Consider the following 26,263-nt stretch of genomic DNA (forward strand, 5'->3'; position numbering starts at 1 on the left):
GCGCATTTTTCTAACAGATGCGGCACTTATCAGGCGTACTGGTTTAGGGATATCTGAAACTCAAGTCCGAACGTTCACCATGTTCTATGTAGGGTCGCTTTGGAGGGAGAGAAGGGCCGGGAAGGGGTGGCTTGCCGGGTCTTGAGAGCACCCGGCTTGGCCGGTCCTTATTGGCTCTCGATAGGATTTCCCATGAACGCGATCTCTTCATCCGCTGTGAACGCGGTGGCGCACCGGACTGTAACTACTGATCAGTCCGGCCGGGCTGATAAAATTCTCCATGCTGGCCATGCACTTTTGCCTTTTCTTGAACATGGTCAGAAAATCGGATCAACGGAACTGCGAGACGTCCTGACAAATAGTTTTGGCGGATCGGATGCGGAAGGCTTCTGGACTTGGAAGGATGCCTATGAAACCACGGAAGTCGCGCAGGTCCTGTTTCTACGCAAGTTTGGTGGGATGATCTGCTCGGATAAGAAAGCACCACAGACGGTGCTGGCTATGCTAACGAGGATCGCAGGCCTGATCACGACCCATACGCGACGGTCTGAAGAAAGCCAGAAACTACAACAGTTTTCGACACCTGTTCCGCTTGCCTATGTGACCGCACGGGCGGCGGGCATCATGATAGATGATACCGTTCTGGAGCCATCAGCGGGAACGGGTCTGATGGCGATTTTCGCGGAACTGGCCAGTGCGCATCTCAGCGTCAATGAATATGCGCCGGTTCGCCACGCATTGCTGGAAAAGTTGTTTTCGGGTTCTTCGGTTACGCAGCATGACGCCGCCCATATTGATGATTATCTTGATCGCTCGGTCCGCCCGACGGTCGTGCTGATGAACCCGCCGTTTTCAGCAGGCATTCATGTCGATGGCCGATTGGCCAGTGCCGCTTGGCGTCACCTTGCATCGGCTTTTGCACGTCTTGGTCCCGGCGGCCGCCTGGTCGCAATTACCGGTTCCAGCCTTTCTCCAGACAATCAAAAATGGCGTGATGCTTTCATTCGCTTGCAACAGCAGGGAACGGTCTTGTTCAGTGCTGCAATTGACGGCTCGGTCTATGCCCGACATGGCACGACGATGGAGACGCGGTTGACGGTGATTGACAAGATCGCGGCCGATGATCCGGCAAAACTTGTTGCAACACATGGAACTGCACTTGATCTGGAAACCCTGTTTTCGTGGATATCGGATATTCCGCCCCGTTCGCTTTCAACCGCGCCGAACTCCATCGGCGCCCTTTCGAATGGAAACCTGAGTGCTTGTGCAGCGAAGAGGGCCGTGCGCAAGGCGGCAGAGGCTTTCCGACCTGCTACGGTTACCACTTCTGGACAACGATCATCGCCATCTGCTCGCATATCCCGGCCACAGTCCGCTCCGATCGTCCGCTCGAATGACGAAACCGTACAATTGTCCTATGAATTGCGCGATACCGCACTGGTAGCGCATGTTGATGTCGCCGACGGCATTTATGAGCCTTATCAGCTACAGGCAATACACATCCCGGATGCGAAACCTCACCCGGACAAGCTGGTCGAGTCTGTCGCGATGGCGTCCGTTGCACCACCAAAGCCTAGTTATCGCCCACATCTGCCAAAACGTGTCGTGACAGAGGGGATTTTATCGGATGCCCAGCTTGAAAGCGTGATCTATGCTGGCGATGCCCATTCCGGTTATCTTTCTGGTCATTGGACTGTGGATAGCACATTAGACAATCTCAAAGCTGTTTCCGCCGATACGCAAGGCGCTGTGCGTTATCGTCGAGGATGGTTTCTGGGTGACGGAACTGGCGCTGGCAAAGGCAGACAGGCCGCAGGGATCATTCTCGATAATTGGCTCAAGGGCCGTCGCCGACATGTGTGGGTTTCAAAATCAGAATCCCTGCTGGAGGATGCACAACGCGACTGGAGTGCACTTGGACAGGAAAAGCTCCTGGTTACGCCACTGTCGCGGTTTCGGCAGGGCAAACCTATTAAGCTCGACGAGGGAATCCTGTTTTGCACCTTTGCAACCCTGCGCACTGATGAGCGTGAGGGCAAGCAGTCGCGCGTTCGGCAGATTGTCGACTGGCTCGGTCAAGAGACGGGAAACGATGAAGCCCTGACCAGGAATGGAAATGCTTTTGATGGCGTCATCATATTTGACGAGGACCATGCGATGGCGAATTGGAAGCACGGCGGACGTGGAGGCGGCGTGGTTCAAGACTTGGTGCCCATGAAGATTTCATCTGTGTATGATTGAAGAGCGCAAAGACATCACGCTTAACGAAATGGTTGCCCGTCTGGCTAAAGAGCGCGGCCTCCAGATTGTGCGGAGTATATTGAATACTTGGCTACGGGCGCGTGGCTTTACTTACAAAAAAGACCGCACATGCATTGGAGCAGGAATAGCCAAGCCTTATGAGCAGGCGTGAGGCGTGGTTTGAAAGCCAGCTTGAGCTTGATCCTGAAAGGCTCGTTTTCATCGACGAAACGGGCCTGAATACGAAAATGGCGCGCAGGACCAAAGCTCAAAGACAGGTTAGAAAAGGTCGGGAAGTTTATACTGGAAATCGTCAAGCTGTCTGATCACGCTGAAGGTTTTGAACTGCTCCCAAGCAGGTGGGTTGTCGAGCGCGCATTTGCATGGCTGGGAAGGTGTCGCAGACTGGCCAAAGACTTCGAGAAAACCATCGCTTCGTCCGAAGCGTGGATTTAAATCGCAAATATCCGCTTCCTCACGCGGCATATCGCAAGAACCTGATATCGTTCTTTTCATTATGATTCAGGCTCTAAGGTTCGCCTTGTCAGGAATGCTGGAAATAATCATCAAAACCAGCTTGCGAATCGCATAAGTATCTGCTTATGTATTGACATGATTGAAAATGATATATTCCGAGCACTGGCGGATCCTACCCGACGCGCAATTTTTGAGAAGCTGGCTGGAGGTAGCCTGAACGCCAGCGCTTTGCGCGAGGGTATAGAGATCAGCCAGCCGGCCATGTCGCAACACCTCGCGGTTCTGCGGGGCGCAAAGCTTGTAAGGGAAGAACGGCAGGGTCGTTATGTAAACTACGACGTCGATCCTGAGGGGTTGGCTCTTATTGCACGATGGTTGATGAAGTATCACGCCTTCTGGCCTCAGCGCATTGAAGCTCTCAAGGTGTTGCTCAAAGATATGGATCAATGAAAAATGATAAAGCCGAGCAGCAGAACCCCGGTATCGACTTGGAATTCGATTTAGATGCATTGCCCCACGAGGTCTGGCGCGCGATCAGCATCCCGGAATTTCGGGAAAGCTGGTTACCGAAAGACTCGTTGACCGATAGCGAACCGGCGATCGTCACGCCGGGTAAAGCGGTTCGGTATAGAATGCGCGATGAGGCCCCACCTTTCCTTGAAAGCACAGTAACGTTCACAATCGTCCCGAATACAACCGGTGGCACCCGTCTGCGGATTGTTCATGAGCTGACTGACGCATGGTTAGATCGGACGGAGATGCAGGCCGCGAACAACAATCGTTTGTCCCTTATGCTCGTCGCCTGACGCGGCATACCCTCACTTTAATTCCAGAAAAATTGGAGTTCGCCGATGCGCGAAGCGATGCAGCTCGTCCCTATGGTCGTAGAACAATCAAGCAGAGGCGAGAGGTCATTCGACATTTACTCCCGCCTTCTGCGCGAGCGGATCATCTTCCTCAACGGCGAGATCAACGACACTGTTTCTGCGCTGGTTTGCGCACAGCTACTTTTCCTTGAGGCAGAGAACCCGAGGAAACCCATTAATCTCTATATTAATTCGCCGGGCGGTGTCGTCACAAGCGGTTTGGCAGTTTACGACACCATGCGTTTTATCCGTGCGCCAGTTCATACGCTTTGCATGGGGACCGCCCGTTCGATGGGATCGTTCTTGCTGATGGCGGGTGAACCAAATGGAAGAGCTGCATTGCCGAATGCCAGTATCCTGATTCATCAGCCTTCCGGCGGCTTCCAGGGGCAGGCTTCCGACATTCTGATCCACGCCGAGGAAACCCTGAAGATCAAACAACGCATGACACGGCTTTACGCGGAGCATTGTGGCCGTTCCTATGAAGAATTTGAGCAAGGAATGGACCGTGACCGGTTTTTAACGGCAGAAGAGGCACTGGAATGGGGTATCATCGACCGTATTCTGGAGGTCCGGGAGGAAGTGTAATTGGTTGGTCCACAACTTGTTATGGGGCGATATGACGACCGCTCAGGATTAGCAAGTTAGGGCGCGCGCTGGTGCTTTGGATGGGAGAGCCAAGCGCATCACTGCGCCTGACTTTAGATAAATAATAGCGCCTATTCATTCTTGTAGCCAAACAAGGCGTCTGCGCGATCCTTATTCGCCGGGCTCAATCACGCAAGAAGGGTTATAGCTCGCGCTCCTGCTCGCGCCCGAGAGGCTGGCCTGGCCAAGCGCGATGATAATAGCTGCCATGAAGCTCGCCAGCACTGACACCCAAAACCCATTGGCTGCGCCAAAACGGTCGATTACTAACCCGGAAACGAAAGCACCAAACGCCATTCCTATGCCAATGCCGGTCATAACCCAGGTTATTCCTTCGGTTAGCATAGTTTCAGGAACACGACGTTCGATCAATCCAAAGGCCGTTATGAATGTCGGAGATATGGCGATGCCGCTGACGAATACGGCCGTTGCAAGAACCATGGTCGATGTTCCGGCAAAGGGCAGCGGTAGGGCGGTCAGAGCCAGGACACCTACAGCAATCATCAACTGGCGATGCAGAGGCATGCGAAGCGCGAGTGCCCCGAGCGTTATACCGACGATGAATGATCCGATGGCATAGACACCAATAACGATGCTGGCTGCTTTGGGTTGACCTAGTTCTCTGGTGATTGCCACGGCACTAACTTCTGCCGTTGCAAATGTAGAACCAACGAATATGAGGGCAAGCGTAATAATCTGAACTGGACGCGACCAGATTGCCGAGCGTTGCGGGATCGTGTGATCGATCACGCGAACCGGAGGTTCACTTGATCGTTGCAGAAGGAAGGCGGTTGTGCCCACCGCCAGAAAGGCTGTGCTGATAAGCATCCCGGCTTCCGGGAACAGCGACACCGCCAATGCAACAGAAAGAGACGCTCCCGAAATATACACAAGTTCATCCGCGGCAGATTCGAATGCAAATGCGGTATTTAACTCAGGGCGGTTGCGGAAAATCTCTGTCCATCTTGCCCGAACCATCGCAGGGATACTGGGCATGGAGCCGGCAAAGAGCGCCGAGACAAATAACGTCCAGTTCGGCCAACTCTGATTTGTGGCGATAATCAGAAAAGAAAATGCGATTACCGACATAACGGTCGTGGGCATGACGATACGACTTTGACCGAACCGGTCGACAAGCCGTGATATCTGTGGTGCCACAAATGCATTGGTTAGTGCAAATGTGGCAGATACTGCTCCTGCAAGCCAATATTCCCCATGGGTTTGGGCGAGCATGGCGACGATACCCACCGGGGCCATTGCAAAAGGCAGGCGCGCGAAGAAAGCCGCGGTTGAAAAGCGTACAGCGCCCGGAGCGCTGAAAATTTCTCTGTACGGATTGGACATCAGGGCAGCCTTTGAGTGATGATATATGAAACTTGCATACGATACGTATGTTAATTACATAGTTGATACGCTGCGTATGTCAACTAATATACGCGGCGTATCTGAATAAAGGAGAGACTATGCGTAAGCCGCGGAGCGAAATGGTTGTCGAAACAAAGGCGAAACTGGTGGCTGCAGGCCGCAAGGCCTTTGGTTCCGTGGGATATGCAGAGGCATCGATGGATGATTTTACAGCATCCGCCGGACTAACGCGGGGGGCCCTTTATCATCACTTCGGCGACAAGAAAGGCCTTCTGCAGGCCGTTATCAACGAAATTGATTTGGAGATGGCGACAAGATTGTGTGCGATTTCTAAAAACGCTACCGATCCGTGGCAAGGTTTCGTTGATGAAAATGCAGCTTATATTGAAATGGCACTTGAACCTGAGATCCAGCAGATCATGTTTCGTGACGGCCCGGCGGTATTTGGGGATCCTTCAGGATGGCCAAATGCCAGCGGCTGCATCAGAACAGTGGCCGAAAGCCTTAATGCATTGCGTGAAGATGGAATCATTGTCGAGATTGATACGGAGGCAGCCGCACGGCTTATTAATGCTGCAAGCAGCAGTGCTGCGCAATGGATTGCTAACTCAAGCGAACCTGAAACCACTTCAAAGCGGGCTGTTAGAGCATTTCGGACTTTTTTGGAGGGCTTGCTGGTCAAACGGAATCAGAATTTATCAGAACATTGATCGTGGGCTGCCCCTCAGTTCACCGCAAAATGACCTGAATTTTGTATGTGTTGGCTAACGCCATTTCGAAAACATCATGCGGGCTTTGAATACTGAAGTGATCCGGTAGGCGTTATGTCTTGAAGATGCGGCGGATTTTCACCGCATCTTCAACCATTTGGGGGCTGCGTCCGCCGCAGGAATTTCATTTAGCTGCGGGGCTGTAGTATTGCCAGCAAAGCTGCTGCTGCTGCAAGAACAGCCGTAAGAGTTAAGGGCGCGGTTGCCCCAAAGGTATCAACGACATAGCCGCCAACAACTGCGCCGATAGTTATGGCAATCTGGAAAGAGGTGACCATCAGACTGCCCGCTGCTTCCAGCGCGTCAGGTGCTGCACGGGACAGGTTGGTCGGTAGCACCACCGGCGCCATGCCGAAGGCAAACCCCCATAATGTGGCAAAGCCGAAGGCAACTCCAATATGTGCGCCCCAGAGTACCAAAGCGAGTGCGGCAAGTGCCATCAACGCAGCTGTTGTTACGAGGGCCGTACGGATATTGGTATCGGCCATGCGGCCCCCGGCCATATTGCCAATCACAGCGGCGATACCAAAGCCAAGCAAAGCCAGAGCGATCGGGCCGGTCGTAAGAAGCGTTACCTGTTCGAGGAAAGGGCGCACATAGACGGAGCCGGCAAAATGCCCTGTCATTAGCAAAAGAATAGCAAGCATCCCAAGTTGAATACCACGTCGCCGTGTCAACCGAAGGACGTCGATGAGACTGTTGCTTGTACTTGCGGGCAGGGTCGGCAGGCTAATCCATTGAAGCAACATCGCAAGTGCGGCCAACCCCGCTGTCATGGCCATTGCACTACGCCATCCCAGCCAGTCGCTGATCAACGCACCCATCGAGGGTGCGGCGATGGTGGCGAGCGAGACGCCAAGGGTGACAATGGCCATGCCCCGGCCAGTCGCGTTGGTGCCAACCAGCCTCGCTACAACGGCAACTGAAAGCGCCCAGAAGGCACTAAGAGCTATGCCCAGCCCGGCCCGGCCCAACAACAATAACCAGAAATCGGTTGCAACCGCTGCAAGAATATTGGAAGCGATGGCAAGCGCGCTGAGACCAACCAGCACGATCTTCCGGTTCAACCGTCCTATGAGAACATTGCTCAACATCGCCGTCACCGCGCCAACGGAAGCGGTGGCGGTTACGACCTGTCCGGCGGTCCCTTCGCTGATACCCAGATCGCGCGCCATGGGCGTCAACAGGCCTGCAGGCAGGAATTCGGCTGATACCAATGCAAAACTGGTAGCCGCCATTGAAAGAACCGCGAACCAGGTTGAAGCGCTCCATGCTGCCGGTGCCACAGCATCAAGCTCTGTTACCGCATCATCAAGTTGTAGAGTGGTGTCCGTCATTGAAATATCTCCAAAGTGTGGAGAACTTCATAAACGAACAATCCAGGATGATATGTATCTTAAAATCCGAATTGCATATCTATTCGTCCGGAAACTGTGCGACGTACAACGCCCGGAGAGACATTTGTGATGCGTTTAAACGCGCGAGAGAAGGACGCCTCGGATTCATAGCCCAAACGGGTAGCAACCTCGGCAACCGACATGCCGTTTTGCCCTAACAATTCCCGGGCAAGCTGCATACGAAGACGGGCGAGATAGCGTGCAGCGCCTTCGCCCAATATCATGCTGAAACGCTCTGCGAAAACCGAGCGCGATTGGCCCGCCAGACTGGCAAGGCTTTCCAAAGTCCAGTTATGACCGGGATCTCTGTGCATGGCAGCGAGTACACGCCCGATATGAGGGTCGCGGATGGCGGCCAACCAGCCTGTGGTTGAAGCTCCGTTGCAATTGACCCAGCAACGGATAAGCCGGGCTGTCAGCAAGTCTGCCATGCGTGATAGTATAGTTGCACTGCCCATCTGTGGTTGTGCGGTCTCTGCTGTCATAGCTGCCAGCAAGGGGCCAATGACAGGGTCGTTGCCTGCTACGTCGCAGCCCCTGATGATGGGTGGCATCAAACTGATCAATGGGTTAAGTGCGCAGGCGCCTAAGCTCATGGAGCCGCAGAAAAGGGTGCTGGTCGCGCCCGTACCTTCCCGCACCACTTCGCAGACTTTGCTCTCCGCTTTGGTTATTTGGCAGTCTACGAGCGAGTCGCCCAAAATGTCCGGCGCACTGGCCAGTTTATGGGCAATGCCCTGCGGCAGCAGCACCAGATCACCATCATGCAGTTCTTGCCAGCCCTGCATTTCGGTATGAATCCAGCATGGGCCCCGGCTGACGAAGTGAAAACGAAGCAATGGTTGCTTTGGAAAGGCGATGCTCCATGGATGTCGAAGCTCGCAGCGGCCATAATTAACACCGTTCAAGCGAAAGTCGCGCAAGACTTCGCTTAGCGGATCCATTGGGAGTATAGGCAGTGAAGAAGGTCCGGATGAATGATCAGGCATTACGTTAAGATATATGCCGAACGTCCAGCAGACAAGTCCAAATTTATGTAAAGGGGAAGAGGCATTCTGCAGTAATCCGTGAAGGATGTTCATCGAAGCTCGAAGAAGGGCTGCGTCACCGTGATCTCGCGCCCATTGTAGATTGAATCAGGCTGGGCTCTAACCGTTTGTTTTGACGCGCTGATGGAAATTTCGGAGGCCCTTATCGCTGTTCTCTCGATTAAGCCGAAGCAAATTCGTACGTTCCCCCGTGTATGGTTCAATGGCGGCTGTTGAATGGCGAAATGATCTTCCTGCTCGCATTCCGATTGTAGTGTAGCCTTATCGTTAAATTCCCGACTGTCAGTTTGGTGAACCAATTGCTTTTATTTCAAAAAAATGAACTGGTCCTCTTTCGGGAAGCCATTCTAAGACGAATGCTTCAAGTCGATTCCCACGAGTAATAACAATTTGTTGTTGCTAATTTTTTTATTATGCAATTATTATGGTGCGAATTTCCAAAATCAATCTGACTTGTAGTATGTTCGTGAAATAAAAGAATAAGTTATAAATACGCTATATCGTGAACACGATGCTAGTGGTGATCTCTACAGTTTGGATGCAAATGAGTGATTAGAGCGCCGATCTGTCTCAGTCAGATCAAGAATCGCTCTAAAAGTTGGGAAGGAACATTCCATGAAAGCGCTTATCTATAGTGCCCTGACAGTTTCGGTTATTGCTATGGCCTCATCAGGTTGCACAACAGCTGAACAAAGGACCGCCGGTTACGGTGTGGGCGGAGCAGCAATCGGTGGACTTGCTGGTGCTGCTATCGGCGGCAATACACGTGGTGCCTTAACTGGCGCAGCGATTGGCGCAGCAGCAGGTACATTGATCGGAGTGGCGCAAACACGTAACGGCGTTCAGTATTGTCGGTATCGTGATAGGCACGGTCGCGTGTATGAAGCAGCATGCCGCTAATACAGATAAGTTGGTAATTTCGGTTTGGTCATGAAACTATTGGCTTCGGCGATGGGTAGACGCTGTTTGATCCAAATGGCTGTTCAAAGGTTCTGTTGTAATAGGAGTTGATGATGCTACGCTCCGTTGCTACTATTTTTACGTTTGCAGCGTTATTTATTTCTGGAATAGTGACTGTTCCTGCCCCGGCATTTAGCCAGCATCAGTTGGCTGCAGTAGGGGCGCGCATAAACAATGGTCACAGAATTCATTGTAACCAGGGGACGCGATTGCTGCGAGCGCGTGGCTTCCACAATGTTCGAGCTTTAGATTGCAGAGGAAGCCATTTTCTTTACCGAGGCAACCGCGTCGGGCGCACTTATGATATCACTGTCCGTGCTCGGGATGGAAGAATAACGAATATGCGCTTGGTAAGGTGGCGTCGCTAACGATACAGTGCGGCGCACGATTGGCGACCGTGGAAACTTCGGTTTTAAAAATCCAGTCAGAGCAAGCTTAAAGAAATGATCTTGCTTTTTGAGTCGCCTAAGGAAAAGCCTTTAATTGGAGCGATTGATGAGCCGTTCTGAAAACGTGTAAATGCGTTTTGACGAGCTCATGTCCTTTCTCGTCAGGTGTGTATATCAAGGAAGTGAATGAAGCTAACACTTGCGATCATTCTTGCTTTACAGATGCTGATCGGTTGTGCTGGTCCCAGGGCCGTGCTGGGATTGGGCGCAACACCGACGATCCATACCCAATCGAACCCCGTTGTTACGCTTATGGTTGCAACGGTACGGAGCCGCTCTGACGATTCAAACCTCGTATATTCACGGGATCGATCGGACGATGTGAATTTTTCTACCGTTGATGTTGCGATCCCGCTGACACATCAATCTGGAAGGGTAGCAATTTCATCATCGAAACCTGATCCACGACGACACTTCTCAGCTGCCAACTACTCTAAGCTTGCAAACAGGCAAGCGATGATCAGCGAAATCAATAGCCGACTATCTCGGCGACCTCCCTCACAACGCGAACTATTTATCTTTGTTCACGGATACAACAATAACTTTGCCGAGGGGCTTTTCCGCAATGCACAGATTGTGCACGATTATGACATAGGATCGTTGCCAATTCACTTTTCCTGGGCTTCTGCAGGCAATTTCACGCGGTATCTTTACGATAGAGATAGTGCATTTATTGCTCGAAATGGATTGGCAGAAACGCTTGATCTGGCATCGCGGACAAAAACCACCGGTATAATTATTGTCGGGCACTCTATGGGAGCAGTTGTTGTCATGGAGGCCCTTCGTACTCTATCCATCAGTAAACGGAATGATGTACTCAAACGCATCACAGGGGTACTGCTTGCTGCACCCGATCTCGATCCGGATTTATTTCGCAGTCAGCTGTCCGACATTACCCAACTTCCAAAACCGTTCACTATTATCGTATCACGCAGGGATCGGGCGCTTGATATATCTAGGCGGTTGACCGGGGGGGATGCCCGTGTCGGTAGTGGCGCTGACATTGCATTATTGCAGAACAAAAATATACAGGTCCTGGACACCTCCCAGGTCGACGGAGGCGGCCATACTATTTTTGCAAGCTCCAGTACGCTGATTAAGATTCTCGGGTCCGGTCATCTCCTGCACCGCCTCATTACAGACGAGTATGCAGGCCTGGATGATACATTCGTAACCGCCGGACATGGGGTGTTTGAGCAGGCCTCTCTGGCTCTTCACCTGCCGGCTCGGGTGGTTGATCGTTTAAGCTCACGTTAGGTATGGCAGACCAGACTTTTGAGGTATACTCAGTTGGCGATCCCCCCATTCTCTACAATGAAGTCTATCACTGTATCGAGTTCCTTGCCCCGAATGAGATCTGTAAATGCGAAGGGCCGGCCTGTTCGCATCCGCTCGGTGTCTTTTTGCATCACCTCTAAATCAACATTCACATATGGTGCGAGATCGCTTTTGTTTATCACAAGAAAATCTGACCGGGTGATGCCTGGACCACCCTTACGAGGAATTTCTTCACCCTGACAGACTGAAATGACATAAAGGGTCAGGTCAGCCAGATCGGGAGAAAACGTTGCTGCGAGGTTATCCCCGCCGGATTCAATGAACACGATATCGAGATCGGGGATTCTCCGGTTCATCTCGGCAATTGCCTGAAGATTAATTGACGCGTCTTCCCTGATAGCTGTGTGAGGGCAGCCGCCAGTCTCGACGCCCATTATCCTCTCTTCAGACAAAGCCTGTTTGCGAACAAGAATAAGCGCATCTTCCTTGGTGTATATGTCATTGGTTATGACAGCGATCGAATAACGATCGCGCAATGCTTTGCAGAGCCTTTCGGTTAGTGTCGTTTTACCCGATCCAACCGGCCCCCCTATTCCAACCCGTAGTGGACCATTCTGTGATGCCATTTTCAGATTCCTCAATTAACTGCGCACGAACGGTTTGTTCCCGAGATATACTGCCAATTATAAAACGCTTGAAATGTAGGGCTTTTAAACGGCGCCGCTCGTTTGAGTAACGTGCGGGTAAATGATGTGCAAGTTGTTGAATTTGGCGTTTGAAGCAATAACTTGGTCCGCCGGGGCTCAGGTGCACAACTCAATTCACCGGTTTGTAAAAGCGAAATTAATCGTAGCTATGGTCTGAAGACTCTTTGTGTTCACGACCTGCACAAGTACCTCATTTTCGAGACCCCCATTTGAATTATGTCTGATCGCGGTCGCAATTTGCACCAGCATATCCATCATTTCCAAAAAATAATGACAGCCGAATTTATTCGTGATTATATATTGGCACAAGTACAGATTTAACCTTGTCGAGATCATCTTGTCGAGTTAATCTGATAAAAATATTGTATTGCCTATTTATTTTCGACGTCGTTAGCGCATTGAAGTTCTTCTCGAGCGTTGAAGTGGCATTTGTTAATGGTCGAAGGTTGGCATGCCAAGCTTGAACTTTGGTTTGAGCAAAATCACAATGCGACACGGTTGATGCGACGACAGCACGTCGGTCCTTTGGCTGTGCAGCGCCCATTTTATCCCGAAACAGACGGTGCAGCACATGTTTATCTTCTTCACCCTCCTGGGGGTGTGGCGGGTGGCGATCAACTGAATGTGCGGTGTTTTCTCGGTCCTGATGCGCGCACGGTTCTTACTACACCCGGTGCAACAAAGTTTTACAAAAGCAACCAAGGCCGTAGTATTCTAAAGACAGAAATTGATGTCGAATCCGGTGGTATATGCGAGTACTTGCCACAAGAAACCATAATTTTTGATGGTGCAAATGCCTCGATAAATACCACGATCAGTCTGGCAGAAAATGCGACTTATCTGGGGTGGGAGTTTATCAGTTTTGGTCGGCCGGCTTGTGGCGAAACTTTTAAAGCGGGTCAATTTCACCAATGCACAAAAATACTGAAAAATGAACATCTGATATGGTTTGAGCAGTTTCGTCTGTCAGGAGGCGATGCCATTATCAATGCCTCATTCGGACTTGCTGAGCAACCAATATTGGGAACGATGGTCTATACAGGTCCGTTAGAGGAAAGCGCTGTTGATCGGGTGCGTGAAGCGCTTGGTGAAAAGGCGGCAGGGCTATTCTCTATCTCTCAGCTAGAACGCGTTGTTGTCTGTCGATATCTGGGGCGGCGCATGTCAGAGGCGAAAGCATTCTTCAGACGGGTTTGGGAAATATTGCGGGAGGCCGGGCTGGGAAAGTCGGCCGCTGCTCCGCGCATATGGGCAACATAATGATTTCGAGAGGGTGAGCGAATGGAACTATTGCCACGCGAAAAGGACAAACTCCTGATTTTTACGGCAGCGCTTGTCGCGGAAAGGCGGAAAGCCCGCGGGCTGAAACTAAACTATCCAGAAGTTGTGGCCTATATCTCTGCTGAGATACTGGAGGGGGCAAGAGACGGAAAAACAGTTGCTGAACTTATGTCCTTTGGCGCGACATTGCTGACACGCGACGATGTGATGGACGGCGTGCCGGAGATGATACACGATATTCAGGTGGAAGCGACATTTCCAGACGGCACCAAGCTCGTGACCGTGCACAATCCAATTCCTTAGGGGGTGAAGATGATACCCGGCGAATATTTTATCGAGAACGGATCGATTGAACTCAATAGTGGTCGCGAAACACGAAATCTAACGGTTGAGAACGCTGGCGACAGGCCCATTCAGGTTGGGTCACATTACCATTTCTACGAAACCAATGACGCGCTTGTATTTGATCGGGAACAGTCCCGAGGGTTTCGACTTAATATACCTGCGGGAACGGCAGTTCGTTTTGAGCCGGGGCAAGACCGGCAAGTCGAACTGGTTGCTCTGGACGGCGCACGGGAAGTCTACGGGTTTAATGCTAAGATCAACGGCAAACTCTAGGAGAAGCGGATGGGGACGATCTCAAGACAGGCCTATGCTGAGCTTTATGGCCCCACAACAGGTGACCGACTGCGTCTCGCGGATACAGAACTTATCATCGAGATTGAAGAGGATCGCTGTATCTATGGCGAGGAAGTGACCTTTGGGGGAGGTAAGGTTATCCGTGACGGTATGGGGCAGGGGCAAAGACCAGCCGCTGAAACTGCGGATCTGATCATTACCAATGTTATCATACTTGACTATTGGGGGATCATCAAAGCGGATGTTGGCATTAAGAATGGACGCATCTCGGGTATTGGCAAAGCTGGTAACCCTGATATTCAGCCTGGCGTAGATATTGTTGTAGGCCCGGGCACCGATGTTATCGCGGGAGAAGGGAAAATCCTCACTGCAGGCGGCATTGACACTCACATTCATTTCATTGCGCCACAACAGGCGGAAGAGGCTTTGGCGAGCGGCACCACAACTCTGGTCGGGGGTGGAATAGGCCCTACAGTTGGTACCCTTGCTACGACGGTTACCGCTGGCCCATGGGCTATACATCGGATGCTTGAAGCGGTCGAAGCTTTGCCAATTAATGTTGGGTTGTTGGGTAAAGGGAATGCAAGTAAGCCCGAGCCACTTCATGAGCAGATTCGTGCGGGTGCGATTGGACTGAAGTTACATGAGGACTGGGGAACAACACCGGCTGCGATAGATAATTGTCTAAATGTTGCTGACGAAGAAGACATTCAGGTTGCTCTCCATAGCGATACACTTAACGAAAGCGGTTTTGTAAAAGACACCTTTGCAGCGATGAAGGGCCGGACTATTCACAGCTTCCATACAGAGGGTGCTGGTGGAGGGCACGCACCTGATATTATCACAGCAGCGGGTGAAGAAAATATACTTCCCTCTTCCACAAACCCTACCCGTCCCTATACGGTCAACACCGTGGATGAGCATCTGGATATGCTGATGGTCTGCCATCACCTAAGCTCTAAAATTCCGGAAGATGTGGCTTTCGCAGAATCCCGTATCAGAAGAGAAACCATTGCGGCCGAGGACATACTTCATGATCTCGGGGTGTTCTCAATGATGTCATCAGATTCTCAGGCAATGGGCCGTATAGGCGAAACAACGTTACGCTGCTGGCAAACCGCGCATAAAATGAAGGTCCAGCGCGGGCCGTTGGGCTTGGATAGCAGTCGGAACGATAATTTTCGAGCCAAGCGCTATATCGCCAAGTACACGATCAATCCAGCTATTACACACGGATTTGCGCACGAAATCGGTTCGATCGAAAAGGGAAAACGTGCCGATCTGGTACTATGGAAACCGGATTTTTTCGGCGTGAAGCCAAGTCTCGTGATGATAGGCGGCATGATTGCTATGGCGCCCATGGGCGATCCCAATGCATCAATTTCGACTCCACAACCAGTTCACTATCGACCAATGTATGGTGTGTTAGGCCGGGCAATTGGTTCAACAGGCGTCACATTCGTTTCACAGGCTGCGCTGAACGATGGTATTGGTGAAAAACTTAAACTCAACAAGCAACTGGCTGCGGTCAAGGGTATCCGGACCATACGAAAGAAGGACATGATCCACAATGGTCTTACGCCCAAGCTGGAAGTGGATCCTCAGAACTATCAAGTTCGGGTGGATGGCGAGTTGATCACTTGCGAACCGGCTGACATTCTACCGATGGCTCAACGTTACTTCCTGTTCTAAAACGCATACACAATGGCACCGAATTACTCTCGAAAAACTACGGGCAGAAGCAAGACATAAGGCGAGTATAATATCTGGAGTAAGTACAGTCGACACGTTAAGTGCCTGATGTTGCTGGCCTTACGGGCGTTCGGACATCAGTTTACTTCAGTGGAGCGATGTTGAACTATTCGCACTTTATCCTATGGGGGATGGCAGATTTTCTGCTTTGAATTTCCCGGACAACTCCTGGAAAAGTCCAATTTTATTGGAGCCTGTTCGCCTTTTGAGAAAAACGATGCAGGTCGCAAGCGAAATTAAACTCAACACGGCTCCTGATACACGAATACGATGGTTCACAATAAGAAGGGTAAAAGGTTATGCAACTCAATGCGTTCCGGGATCGCCCTTTTTGGGCTTTCTTTGACACGGTACTGCGCGGAATCGGACAGGTCGTGTTTCAAAACAATCCGTTATCGGGCCTTGTTATTCTCTTCGCTATTTTGATCAACTCATGGATCTATGCGGTAATCTGTGTTTTGGGTGTTGTCGCCAGTACGCTGACCGCAATTATTCTCAAGGCCGATAAAGGTTTGATCCGGGATGGATTGTTCGGATTTAACGGCGCTTTAGTTGCCCTCGCTCTGATCGCTTTCACGAGTGCGGATTTTCGCAGTGGAGCGCTGCCGTCACCCGCTATGACGGTATATCTTGTGTTTGGTGCCGCCTTTTCGACGATGGCTTTTGCCAGCATGGCCACGCTGCTCGGTCAGCATAAGGTCGCGCCTCTGACAATGCCCTTCGTGCTTGTTGGCTGGCTATTTTTATTCGCAATTCTTAAATTTGATGCAATAGAGGCTGGTCCTATGGCAAAGCCGGTTTCGCCAGAGCAGTTTTCTTATGCGGTCCCTTATATGCTTCCAACCTGGTATATGGGTATTGGAACTTCTATCGGACAGATTTTCTTCCAGGATAATTGGATTACTGGTTACGTCATTCTCGTAGGCATAGCAGTTAATTCCCGAATAAGCGCATTTATGGGGCTGCTGGGCGCTGTGGTTGGAGCCTTGGTGGCCGCCGCTTTTGGTGGCCCGGAAGGAGCCATACGGGATGGGCTTTTTGGTTATAATGCGGCTCTCACGGCAATAGCGCTTGGTGGCTTTTTCCTTGTTTTCAACTGGAGCAGTTTCCTTTATGCGATCTTCGGTTCTGTCATCGCAACGTGGCTATGGGCTTCCATTGCCATTTTCCTGAAGCCGATTGGAATGCCGGTCCTGACCTCTACATTTGTCATCGTAACATGGATCATGCTGATTGGTCAGCAGGCCTTTAAGGTACTGATACCAGTCGCGCCAGCGGAGGCGACCACCCCTGAAGACAATCTCGAGCGATATCGTGAGAAACGCCGTTTAGGAGCGGAATAGTCGACTATAGAGCGTCTCATGCCATGCACTGGCCATCGCCAATGATGGTGCCGTATTGCCAATCTCCTCTTCGCTAAGCCCACACGCTGTTTCGATAGCGCGCTCGATTGAAAGGGAGGCTTCGATCAGGATTTTCTGACCTGCTGTATGGCCAAGGGGCACCAACCGTATTGCGGCAGTGACTTGCCCCTCGACCACACTCCACATCAGGCCGCACAGAGCATCGAGAGTTGCTATACTCCAGTTATTTGCAGCGATCGCGAAAGCCGCGGGATAAGTCAAACGACATTGTGGAGAGAGATTTGTAGCCCGCTCTACATTGAGCTCAATGAGAATAGCTAACAGAGACTCGCCCATCCGGCGATCTTCCAGCTCGATTTCCCGGCTCTCTCGACTTGCTGCCAACCAATTATTTAATCGAAAGAATTCCGTTTCATCGTATTGTTCCAGCGCGCGCATCATACGTAAGAAAAGGGGGCCATCGAGAGCTGCAAAACTGTGTTCAAGCAGGCCAAAGACCCAACACGCGCAGCTCTCTCTATCTTTAACTATGCCAGCATGAACAGCCCATTCTAGTCCGCGCGAGTAGGAGAACGCTCCTACCGGTTGATTGGGACTTACAAGACGCATGAGGTGGATCATGCCATGTCCCATGGCGTATCTATGCAAATCCATATCAACCTGATGTTCTACAGATGCTTAATCTGGGTGTGTTGTTTCGGCAAGCAGGTTTCACATCAAGTTGCCATCAGATAGAGTCCAGCAAGGGCAGTTATGCCACCTGCCATCCGCATCACAACCTGACCAGGACCACCGGCTAGTACTCTGCCGGCTCCAATACCGATTCCGATACCGGCTGCGTGCAATAGTATTGTAGCAAGCCCAAACCCAGCACCATAAGATAGGAACGCTGCTCCACCAATCTCACCTCCATGGGCATAGCCGTGGAAAAAGGCGAAGAAACCCACTAAAAGCGCTGCTGTCAGTGTGGAGGCATGAAACGCGGTAGCTACAAAAAGACCCAGTACAATGACAGATGCAAGAATGACAGGTTCCACAAATGGCAACGATATGCCGCCAAGTGCTGCCAGGAAACCCAATAGCATTACTCCCACAAAACTCATGGGAACAAGAATAAGCGCTCTTCCCCCCAACATGGATGCCCACAGACCCACTGCCACCATCGCCAGGATGTGATCGACTCCAAACAGAGGATGTGAGAAGCCCGCAGCAAAAGAGCCGTGTTCGGCCGGATTGAGATGGGCGAAGGCCGGGCTCACCGTCACAGCGAGGACGAGAGTAGCGAGAACCAAAGATCTTTTCATTTTCGCTTCCTTTATATCTGAATATGCTCAGAAGGAACCAAACATCGATCCAAGCACAAAGACCGCAACAAGAGATATGATCACACCGACAATTACAGTCATGACCATATCCAGATAACTTGAAGAATGTGTTTGTCTGCTAATTTGCAGTAGTAGAAGTACCGTTCCGTTATGAGGAAGGGCATCAAGCGTCCCGGCACTGATCACCGTCAGACGGTGCATAAGCTCGGGATTGATGCCGTATTCGACTGCAAGTTGCATATACTGCTCGCCCAGAGCATTGAGGGCGATGGCCATGCCACCAGAAGCTGTTCCAGTGAGTGCCGCAAGTGCATTCATTGCAACGACCAGAGAAACGAGTGGCCCGCCGGGCACTTCGAGAACCGCATCCCGGACTAAAGAAAAAGCAGGCATAGCCGCGACAACTGCTCCAAACCCGACAAGACTTGCAATCGTAAGGATTGGTAGTACGGAAGAATTAGCGCCGGCGTCGAGGCTCTCCCTGATAGCCCGAAGCCGACTGAAATTAACTGCGATCAATGTGATTATAGCGGCAGCAAGAGCAATGAGAACCGCCCATAATCCAATTGACGATGAGACATCGATGCCCCACGGTTGCTGCTCCAGAAACGAAAAATCAATGCGTGGAAGAATAATCAGCGCCATCAAAAAATTAACAAAGATGACAACGAGCAAGGGAAGAAGGGCCAAAAAGAACGGAGGCTGTTGGTCCGTGCGAGCCCCCTTGTCAAGTTCAGCTGGATCGAAATCACCTGAAAGGGTCGACTGTTCCCTGGCTTTCTCTGTAATTTCAATATCGCCGACATCATCCACGTAATTTTCACCGGCAGCTCTGGCCTTGGCTTCGGCGCGTTGCAACCACCACATGCCAAAAGCTAATGTGATGAGAGAGGCGATTATCCCCAGTCCGGGTGCCGCGAAGGTTGTCGTTCCGAAATAGGGCATCGGTATTGCGTTGTTGGTGGACGGTGTTCCCGGCATCGCGGACATGGTAAAAGTGAAGGCCCCCAGTCCGATTGCAGCTGGCATAAGGCGCGCAGGTATATTGGCTGCTTTGAACATTTCGCGAGCCATAGGCACCAGCACGAAAAAGGCAACGAATACGCTGACGCCACCATAGGTCACAACAGCTGATGCCAGGACAACAGATAGCATCGTTCGTTTCACACCGAGCCGTTCAGTCATATACTGTGCAATCGCGGTGATGGAGCCACTATCATCCATCAGCTTGCCGAAAATTCCACCAAGCAGGAAGAGCGGAAACCATCGTGCCACGAAACTCGCAGTGCCTGTCATGAAGGTCGAGGTCCAGTTAGCCAAAAGTGGTTCACCGGAAATTAGCGCTGCAAGTAACGCAGCGACTGGAGAGAGCAAAAGTACACTCCATCCGCGGTACGCAAACCACATCAGAAGCGCGAGGCCCATTAATATTCCAAGCAAACCCATGTTATCTGACCCCTCAGTCGATAAAGGAGAGTATGCGATCGAAATTTTCTTGATGAAACAACTTTCACTGAGATAATTCAAGTATCAAATTGCAGTTTTCCTTTTTATTTATAGGTTTTTTTATCGCGTTTTAGGTGGTATAGAGGTGTCTAAAGTTAACAAGTTCTCTTTTGAAATATAGGGAATTTTCTCAAATATAGAATCATAAATTCGCAAATCAAAAAGACTCCCGAGACCGCTATCTTAATTCTATGGTTTTTGGCGCACGCGAGAAAACGGAACAACTCTGATTATTTGACTTTAGTAAGGTAACTCTGGAGATCCCATCGAATGTCAGAGCTGATAGCGATGCAGTCCATTATGTTCAATCTTGGCGTAGCGCTGCTGCTTGGGTCTGCCATTGGCCTGGAGAGACAATTAAAACAGCGCCATTCTGGGCTTGTGACACATGGGCTCGTTGCATTGGGAGCCGCAGCGTATTGTTCCCTTCCGGAGGCTTTCGGATTTCAAGCCGATCTTAGAATGGGATCGCAGGTTGTAACAGGTATCGGATTTCTGGGGGCTGGCCTTATCATCAAAGACGGGGCCAGCATTAAAGGCTTAAGTACAGCGGCTACTGTATGGAGTACAGGAGCTGTGGGGGTACTCACGGGTTACGGCCTTTGGTTTCTGGCTGTTGAAACAGCTTTCTTCATAGTATGTCTGAACATTTCTTTACCTAGAATTGCTACGCTCGTGGATCGCTATTCTTTCATTGTGCCCGAAACTGAGCAGTTCTATCTTGTGAAGTTTCGGTGCCCGGCCGAAAGTGAAATTGCTGTACGAGCGCTATTGATCCAGTCGCTCGATCTGAAGAAACTGAGATTTCATGCTATTAAAAGTCAGCTTATTGAGGGTAGCAATGAAATTGAAATTGACGCGACGTTGTTTGCCGGCAAGGAGGATGACCGACTTGTTGAGGCGCTTGTAACGCAACTTAGTTTGCGTTTGAGTATTATATCGTCAAGTTGGGTGAAACTCGAGAACGCCAGCTGAATGTTCCGTGTTAAACTTCTTGATATTGAATCCTGTACTAATAAACGATACCGTGTTCTTATGCCTATATAAACAATATTTTGAAAGTTAAAGTAGTGATATAGCCCCGCTGGGGCGCGAGGGGTCGAGGGATGGACACTCATCATCTGCTGAAAATCAATCGCAAGTTCATTGAACGGCGGAAATGGAAAGGTTTTCTTGGGCTTGGCATATTGCTTTTAGCGGGCGGGTTCCTTTGCTTGCTCTTACCGGTCTTTTCCGAGTTTGCAGCAAGTACAATTTTCGGCTTCGTCCTCATGGCAATAGGTGTCGTCAAGATTATCCAGTCGCTTTGGGTAAAAAGTTGGGCCGGATTTGTCTGGCAGGAATTGTCGGGCGCGGTGGAGCTGGTTGGTGGAGTAATGATTTATCTAAATCCGCTTAAAGGTGCTCTCGCTATTACGCTCCTTATCGCCATTGTCGTATTTGTACATGGCTTCCTCCAGATTGCGATGTCTATGAAAATCAGACCTGAGGGTGGCTGGTGGTGGTTCACGCTCTCGGGATTGATAGCATTGACTGCCAGTGCGGCTCTCGTTCTCAAATGGCCTCTGACAAGGGATCTGCCATCAGGTTCAATTGCGGGAATAGCTCTCTTAATCGCAGGAATTGCTTATCTTGGAAGTGCTTTAAGTACCCGGAATGCGTGAATTAACGGCCACAATGATGGGCTCGCGAAAGGATGCGCAAGTGATAATGAGGTTTTTTGGTCCTTCGATATCAACCGTTATACTAGCTGTATGTCTGCTTCTGGTCCCCCAGATCGCAATCGCGCAGCAAGGTTCCTCTGCGTCACCTGCGCCGCCAGTCATCACCCAGACAGTTGAGAAAGCGTCGTCGGCTGCACCATTGCGGTTTAATGGGCAGATTGAGGCCATTGAATCCGTTGACATTCAGGCGCGCATCACGGGCTTTCTTAAGGAAAAAACCTTTGAACAGGGTGCGGCTGTCAAAATTGGCGACCGTCTCTTCGAAATAGAACCCGACCAGATGGCAGCCGCCGTCGCACAGGCTGAGGCGCAAGTTGCGCGCGCCCAAGCTGCACAGAATGCTGCTCGCCAGTCTTTGTCTCGCACGCGAACTCTCGCCAATCGCAACACGGCGTCTCAAGCATCCCTTGATGATGCACAGGCCACTTTTGATATAGCCACTGCCGATGTTCAAAACGCAGAAGCTGTGCGCAATACTGCCAGACTGAACCTTTCCTACACTCAGGTCAGATCGCCCATAAACGGAACAATAGGGCGATCCTTGTTCACGGTTGGTAATTTAGTGGGTCCAAGTGCTGGTCCACTTGCTCGGATCGTGCAACTGGATCCTGTCCGAGTTGTGTTTTCTATTACTGACCGCGCTCTCACGGACCTTCGGCAAAAGGAGGCCGGGGGAGGTACAGTTGATCCTGAAAGCTTTAGACTTACACTGACGCTCTCTAACGGGACCCAGTATGAACAACCAGGGCGCATCCAATTCATCGATAACGAGGTGAACGCTCAGACGGGAACAGTCGCTGTGCGCGCTATATTTAGTAATGGGGATCATTTGCTGGTTCCCGGACAGATAGTTGCTGTCACTCTGCTTGATGATTCAGCCATTGATTTGCCGATAATTCCCATGTCGGCTGTGTTGCAGGATCGGCAGGGGAGGTATGTCTTCGTGCTTAATGCGGATAATACAGTTTCCCGGCGCCCAATAGTAACGGGTGCCCGGATAGATAATAACTGGGCAGTCGCTGACGGTTTAAAAGCAGGAGAAACAATTGTTGTAGAAGGCCTTCAGAGGATTACGGACGGCCAGAGCGTTGAGCCGCATGATCGCATCGCTGGTGAAGTGGGGGCCGGACAATGATATCCGAAGTCTTCATAAAACGGACACGACTAGCCATCGTTATCTCGGTTTTTATTTCTATCGCCGGTGCGATTGCCATATTCTCGTTGCCTATCCAGCAATACCCACAAATCGCTCCTCCGACGGTCACAGTATCAGCTTTTTATCCCGGAGCCAGCGCAGAAGTGATTGCGGATGTCGTGGGCGGGCCGCTGGAAACAGCGATCAATGGCGTCGATGACATGATCTACATGTCATCGACAAGTTCCAATGCCGGACAGTATACATTGTCGGTAACATTCGAGGTCGGCACGGATCCCGAGCTTGCTCAAATCAATGTGCAGAACCGCGCACAACTGGCAATCTCGCGATTGCCGGCTGCGGTTGCTCAGCAAGGTGTTTCCGTCCGCTCACGCTCACCTGATTTCGTGTTGGGTATAGCTTTTTATTCACCGGACGACAGCCTTAGCGCACTTGAAATCACCAATTTTACTACGACGGCGATTGTCGATGCGATCTCCCGTGTTGGGGGCGTTGGTGAGGCGAGTGTTGTCGGAGCGTCTGAATATTCGATGCGTGTCTGGCTCAATCCGCAAAGAATGGATGCGCTGGGAATAACAGTTGATGAAGTTTCATCCGCGATCCAGCGCCAGAATATTCAGGCAACTCTTGGACAGGCCGGAGCACCTCCGATGCGAGTGGGGTCCGAACTTCAGTTTACGCTTATTGCAGAAGGCCGTCTTGGGAACATTGATGAATTCGGAGCCATTATTGTTCGCACCGGTGCGGACGGCGCAAAGGTATATCTACGAGACATTGCCCGAATTGAACTGGGCGCGCGCAATTATGCATCCAGAGCAAGTTTCGCGGGCCATGAATCCGCGATGTTGCAAATAAACCAATCGCCGGGCGCTAATGCTATCGAAACAGCAACAGCAGTGCAGGCTGAACTCGAGCGACTGTCTTCCAGATTTCCCGCTGGATTGCAATATCATGTCGTTTACGATGCGACCCGATTTGTGGAAGCTAGTCTTCAGTTGACGACCCGAACGCTTTTTGAAGCATTTGCAATTGTGCTCGCGGTCACATTCATTTTTCTACAAGATTGGCGAGCAACACTTATTTCGGCCCTTGCCATACCTGTCTCAATGCTTGGCGCTGTTGCGGTGCTTTTGGCCGTTGGTTATTCGCTCAACATGATATCCTTGCTGGCACTTGTTCTTGCTATTGGTCTTGTTGTCGATGATGCCATCCTTGTTGTCGAAAATGTCAAGCATGTGCTGGACGATACGCCGGATATTTCTGTTGTTGATGCAACACGCAAGGCAATGGGCCAAATCACCGGGCCGATTATTTCGACGACGCTTGTGCTGCTGGCTGTCGTAACACCGACGGCATTTCTGGAAGGGATTGGCGGGCAACTCTATCGACAATTCGCAGTCACGATTTCATCCGCACTTGTTATTTCGTCCTTCGTCGGATTGACCCTTAGCCCGGCTCTGGCCGCGCTCTTGCTCAGGCGTGGTGATAGCGGTTTCAAGCGTGGCCCACTGGCATGGTTTACCCGGTTTATGGAACAAACCCGCTCCGGTTACGGCAAAATCGTCGGTTTTCTGGTGAAATACTGGTTTGTACCACTCGCCGGTATTATCGCTTGCTTTGTCGGAGCCTATCTCGTTTTTGTCAATCTGCCTGCGACCTTCTTGCCTGACGAGGATCAAGGTGCGCTATTTGTGGACATCCAGCTGCCAAGTGCAGCTTCGCTTGATCGGACCAACCTCGTTGTTGAGAATGTTCGCAAAGTCTTGAGTGAAACCAAAGGTGTGCAGGATGTTATAACGGTTGCTGGCTTCAGTATTCTGCAGTCGACGAGTACACCGAATGGCGCCATGGCCGTAGCTGCCCTTTTGCCCTGGGAAGACCGAGAAACTGAAGCGTTGCAGCTCAATAATATTATCAACGCTTTGCGAGCTCAGTTTGCGCAGATTCCAGGTGCAAACATATCTGTGTTCGCTCCACCTGCAATCGCAGGTATTGGCGCAGTGGGCGGTCTTGATTTTCGACTGCAAGCCTTGCAGGGGCAGCCGCCAGAGGAAATAGCTCAGGTTGCTGGAGCGCTGCTTGGTTACTTTAACCGGAGCAAACAGATTGGCGGTGCGGCTACAACGTTTAATGCAAATGTGCCGCAAATTTATGTCGATGTTGATCGCTCGCGGGCTGAAGCGCTCGGTTTGAGCGTGTCGGATATTTATGCCGCGATAGGTGCAAATTTCGGCTCCCGATACGTCAATGACTTTACCCTGAACGGACGGGTGTTTCAGGTCAATCTCCAGGCGGACTCCGACTTCCGGGCGCACAGCGAAGATATCCTTAAACTTCACATCAGGAATCGAAACGGAACCATGGTCCCGCTGCGAAGCGTTGTGTCGCTAACGACGGTCTTGGCACCTTTCGTTATAACACGCTATAATCTCTCGGTGTCGGCGCAGGTCAATGCGGTTCCGGCTCCGGGTGCAAGTAGCGGTCAGGCCATGGCAGCAATTGAGACCCTGGCATCCGAAGTCCTTCCTGTAGGTTATGGCTATGAGTGGTCGGGCTTATCGTTTCAGGAAAGCAGAAGCAGCGGTCAGGAAGCAATTGTCTTTGCGCTGGCTTTCCTGTTTGCCTATCTTTTCCTTGTCGCCCAATACGAGAGTTGGGCGTTGCCCGCAGTGGTTATTCTTTCGCTGGGCGCAGCACTATTGGGTGCTGTTGTAGCTCTGAAATTGTTTGGCCTTCAAAACAGTCTTTATGTTCAGATTGCCATGGTGTTGCTGATCGGCCTTGCAGCCAAGAACGCCATTCTGATTGTGGAATTCGCCAAGGAGAAACGTGAATCCGGACTGACTGCAATGGAGGCGGCCCGAACAGGTGCAGAACAGCGTTTTCGGGCTGTGATGATGACAGCGGTTTCATTCATTCTTGGAATTCTTCCCCTGATTTTGTCCTCAGGTGCTGGCGCTGGCGCTCGTCAGGCAGTTGGTGTGACAATATTCGGAGGCATGGTCGCAGCGACAACGATCGGCTTGCTATTAACGCCTGGTCTTTATTTCGTAATTCAACGGATGACGGAACGTCTGGGGAAGCAGCGAGAGAAGGAGGGTAAGATTGACGTAGGCAATCTGTAGCAACTGCAACCCCCTCAAAGTTGAGGAGAACCACTAGGATGTGCAACGGATCAAGTTTTGTTCGAGGAACGGGTGTAACGATCCAAACGACATCGCTGAATGTCGATTGATACGATGACATGCCTGTGTTTATTGTCACCAGCGGTTAAGCCGGTATTGGAAGGTTCCTGTCACTATTTTGAAA

The 26,263-nt window shown here is 51.0% G+C and carries 22 protein-coding genes and 3 pseudogenes; 18 read left to right on the top strand and 7 right to left on the bottom strand.

Annotation, left to right across the window (positions count from 1 at the left end; translation table 11 throughout):
- Positions 1 to 192 precede the first annotated feature (192 nt).
- The 6 genes and pseudogenes from C9380_RS22290 to C9380_RS22315 all read left to right on the top strand — a co-directional run.
- Positions 193 to 2,214 (top strand): annotated as a pseudogene (locus C9380_RS22290) (strawberry notch-like NTP hydrolase domain-containing protein); the annotation flags it as partial.
- A pseudogene (locus C9380_RS27750) lies at positions 2,187 to 2,498 on the top strand (IS630 family transposase); the annotation flags it as partial. The pseudogenes C9380_RS22290 and C9380_RS27750, both read left to right, overlap by 28 nt.
- A pseudogene (locus C9380_RS22300) lies at positions 2,497 to 2,697 on the top strand (transposase); the annotation flags it as partial. The pseudogenes C9380_RS27750 and C9380_RS22300, both read left to right, overlap by 2 nt.
- Positions 2,698 to 2,835: 138 nt before the next feature.
- Positions 2,836 to 3,168 (top strand): ArsR/SmtB family transcription factor, encoded by a 333-nt coding sequence (locus C9380_RS22305; protein WP_128094722.1) that lies wholly within the window; start codon positions 2,836 to 2,838, stop codon positions 3,166 to 3,168.
- Entirely contained in the window at positions 3,165 to 3,524 is a 360-nt protein-coding gene (locus tag C9380_RS22310) for an SRPBCC family protein (protein WP_128094723.1), read from the top strand. The genes C9380_RS22305 and C9380_RS22310 overlap by 4 nt, the downstream gene beginning before the upstream one ends.
- Positions 3,525 to 3,569: 45 nt before the next feature.
- Positions 3,570 to 4,172: an ATP-dependent Clp protease proteolytic subunit gene (locus C9380_RS22315; protein ID WP_128094724.1), complete on the top strand. Its 603-nt coding sequence runs from the start codon at positions 3,570 to 3,572 to the stop codon at positions 4,170 to 4,172.
- A gap of 171 nt (positions 4,173 to 4,343) precedes the next feature.
- On the opposite strand, the gene C9380_RS22320 is transcribed toward C9380_RS22315, so the two are convergent.
- Positions 4,344 to 5,576 (bottom strand): MFS transporter, encoded by a 1,233-nt coding sequence (locus tag C9380_RS22320; RefSeq protein WP_128094725.1) that lies wholly within the window; start codon positions 5,574 to 5,576, stop codon positions 4,344 to 4,346.
- A gap of 119 nt (positions 5,577 to 5,695) precedes the next feature.
- Between C9380_RS22320 and C9380_RS22325 the strand changes: the two genes are divergently transcribed.
- Entirely contained in the window at positions 5,696 to 6,307 is a 612-nt protein-coding gene (locus C9380_RS22325; protein WP_128094726.1) for a TetR/AcrR family transcriptional regulator, read from the top strand.
- Between the two features lie 188 nt (positions 6,308 to 6,495).
- Here C9380_RS22325 and C9380_RS22330 read toward each other — a convergent pair whose 3' ends face one another.
- Entirely contained in the window at positions 6,496 to 7,704 is a 1,209-nt protein-coding gene (locus tag C9380_RS22330) for an MFS transporter (protein WP_128094727.1), read from the bottom strand.
- A 59-nt stretch (positions 7,705 to 7,763) separates the two neighbouring features.
- The gene (locus C9380_RS22335) at positions 7,764 to 8,753 is read right to left on the bottom strand and encodes an AraC family transcriptional regulator (RefSeq protein WP_128094728.1); all 990 of its coding nucleotides are present in this window, start codon (positions 8,751 to 8,753) and stop codon (positions 7,764 to 7,766) included.
- Between the two features lie 675 nt (positions 8,754 to 9,428).
- Between C9380_RS22335 and C9380_RS22340 the strand changes: the two genes are divergently transcribed.
- Both C9380_RS22340 and C9380_RS22350 read left to right on the top strand, forming a co-directional pair.
- Positions 9,429 to 9,713 carry a YMGG-like glycine zipper-containing protein gene (locus C9380_RS22340; protein ID WP_105535006.1) on the top strand — a complete coding sequence of 95 codons (285 nt, stop codon included), beginning with the start codon at positions 9,429 to 9,431 and terminating at the stop codon, positions 9,711 to 9,713.
- A gap of 635 nt (positions 9,714 to 10,348) precedes the next feature.
- The gene (locus tag C9380_RS22350) at positions 10,349 to 11,479 is read left to right on the top strand and encodes an alpha/beta hydrolase (RefSeq protein ID WP_105535007.1); all 1,131 of its coding nucleotides are present in this window, start codon (positions 10,349 to 10,351) and stop codon (positions 11,477 to 11,479) included.
- 29 nt (positions 11,480 to 11,508) lie between these two features.
- Here the strand turns inward: C9380_RS22350 and ureG are convergent, their stop codons facing one another.
- Positions 11,509 to 12,126: an urease accessory protein UreG gene (gene ureG, locus C9380_RS22355; RefSeq protein WP_128094729.1), complete on the bottom strand. Its 618-nt coding sequence runs from the start codon at positions 12,124 to 12,126 to the stop codon at positions 11,509 to 11,511.
- Positions 12,127 to 12,642: 516 nt separating this feature from the next.
- Between ureG and C9380_RS22360 the strand changes: the two genes are divergently transcribed.
- The 5 genes from C9380_RS22360 to C9380_RS22380 all read left to right on the top strand — a co-directional run bounded on the left by C9380_RS22360 (position 12,643) and on the right by C9380_RS22380 (position 17,222).
- Positions 12,643 to 13,467 (top strand): urease accessory protein UreD, encoded by an 825-nt coding sequence (locus tag C9380_RS22360; protein ID WP_128094730.1) that lies wholly within the window; start codon positions 12,643 to 12,645, stop codon positions 13,465 to 13,467.
- Between the two features lie 21 nt (positions 13,468 to 13,488).
- Positions 13,489 to 13,791 (top strand): urease subunit gamma, encoded by a 303-nt coding sequence (gene ureA / locus C9380_RS22365; RefSeq protein ID WP_100557943.1) that lies wholly within the window; start codon positions 13,489 to 13,491, stop codon positions 13,789 to 13,791.
- Between the two features lie 9 nt (positions 13,792 to 13,800).
- Positions 13,801 to 14,106, top strand: a complete 306-nt coding sequence (locus C9380_RS22370; RefSeq protein WP_105535011.1) for an urease subunit beta — start codon at positions 13,801 to 13,803, stop codon at positions 14,104 to 14,106.
- A 9-nt stretch (positions 14,107 to 14,115) separates the two neighbouring features.
- Complete coding sequence (gene ureC, locus C9380_RS22375; RefSeq protein ID WP_105535012.1) at positions 14,116 to 15,819, top strand: urease subunit alpha; 1,704 nt, start codon at positions 14,116 to 14,118, stop codon at positions 15,817 to 15,819.
- 359 nt (positions 15,820 to 16,178) lie between these two features.
- Entirely contained in the window at positions 16,179 to 17,222 is a 1,044-nt protein-coding gene (locus tag C9380_RS22380) for an urea transporter (protein WP_128094731.1), read from the top strand.
- Here the strand turns inward: C9380_RS22380 and C9380_RS22385 are convergent.
- The 3 genes from C9380_RS22385 to C9380_RS22395 all read right to left on the bottom strand — a co-directional run bounded on the left by C9380_RS22385 (position 17,208) and on the right by C9380_RS22395 (position 20,014).
- A complete protein-coding gene (locus C9380_RS22385; protein ID WP_345772266.1) occupies positions 17,208 to 17,864 on the bottom strand; it encodes an urease accessory protein UreF in 657 nt (218 codons plus the stop codon). The two genes, C9380_RS22380 and C9380_RS22385, sit on opposite strands and share 15 nt — an antisense overlap.
- A gap of 95 nt (positions 17,865 to 17,959) precedes the next feature.
- Positions 17,960 to 18,547, bottom strand: a complete 588-nt coding sequence (locus C9380_RS22390; RefSeq protein WP_105706970.1) for a HupE/UreJ family protein — start codon at positions 18,545 to 18,547, stop codon at positions 17,960 to 17,962.
- Positions 18,548 to 18,574: 27 nt separating this feature from the next.
- Positions 18,575 to 20,014, bottom strand: a complete 1,440-nt coding sequence (locus C9380_RS22395; RefSeq protein ID WP_105706972.1) for a GntP family permease — start codon at positions 20,012 to 20,014, stop codon at positions 18,575 to 18,577.
- A gap of 330 nt (positions 20,015 to 20,344) precedes the next feature.
- On the opposite strand from C9380_RS22395, the gene C9380_RS22400 reads away from it, so the two are divergent.
- The 4 genes from C9380_RS22400 to C9380_RS22415 all read left to right on the top strand — a co-directional run bounded on the left by C9380_RS22400 (position 20,345) and on the right by C9380_RS22415 (position 26,079).
- Positions 20,345 to 21,049 carry an MgtC/SapB family protein gene (locus tag C9380_RS22400; RefSeq protein WP_105706974.1) on the top strand — a complete coding sequence of 235 codons (705 nt, stop codon included), beginning with the start codon at positions 20,345 to 20,347 and terminating at the stop codon, positions 21,047 to 21,049.
- Between the two features lie 131 nt (positions 21,050 to 21,180).
- Positions 21,181 to 21,738: an HdeD family acid-resistance protein gene (locus C9380_RS22405; protein WP_105535018.1), complete on the top strand. Its 558-nt coding sequence runs from the start codon at positions 21,181 to 21,183 to the stop codon at positions 21,736 to 21,738.
- Entirely contained in the window at positions 21,731 to 22,933 is a 1,203-nt protein-coding gene (locus C9380_RS22410) for an efflux RND transporter periplasmic adaptor subunit (RefSeq protein WP_247877691.1), read from the top strand. The genes C9380_RS22405 and C9380_RS22410 overlap by 8 nt, the downstream gene beginning before the upstream one ends.
- Positions 22,930 to 26,079, top strand: coding sequence for an efflux RND transporter permease subunit (locus C9380_RS22415; RefSeq protein ID WP_128094733.1), 3,150 nt, complete (start codon positions 22,930 to 22,932; stop codon positions 26,077 to 26,079). Before C9380_RS22410 ends, C9380_RS22415 begins: the two co-directional genes overlap by 4 nt.
- Positions 26,080 to 26,263: the final 184 nt, after the last annotated feature.

The sequence above is a fragment of the Brucella pituitosa genome (genome assembly GCF_003049685.1).
In the GTDB taxonomy this organism is placed as follows: domain Bacteria; phylum Pseudomonadota; class Alphaproteobacteria; order Rhizobiales; family Rhizobiaceae; genus Brucella; species Brucella pituitosa.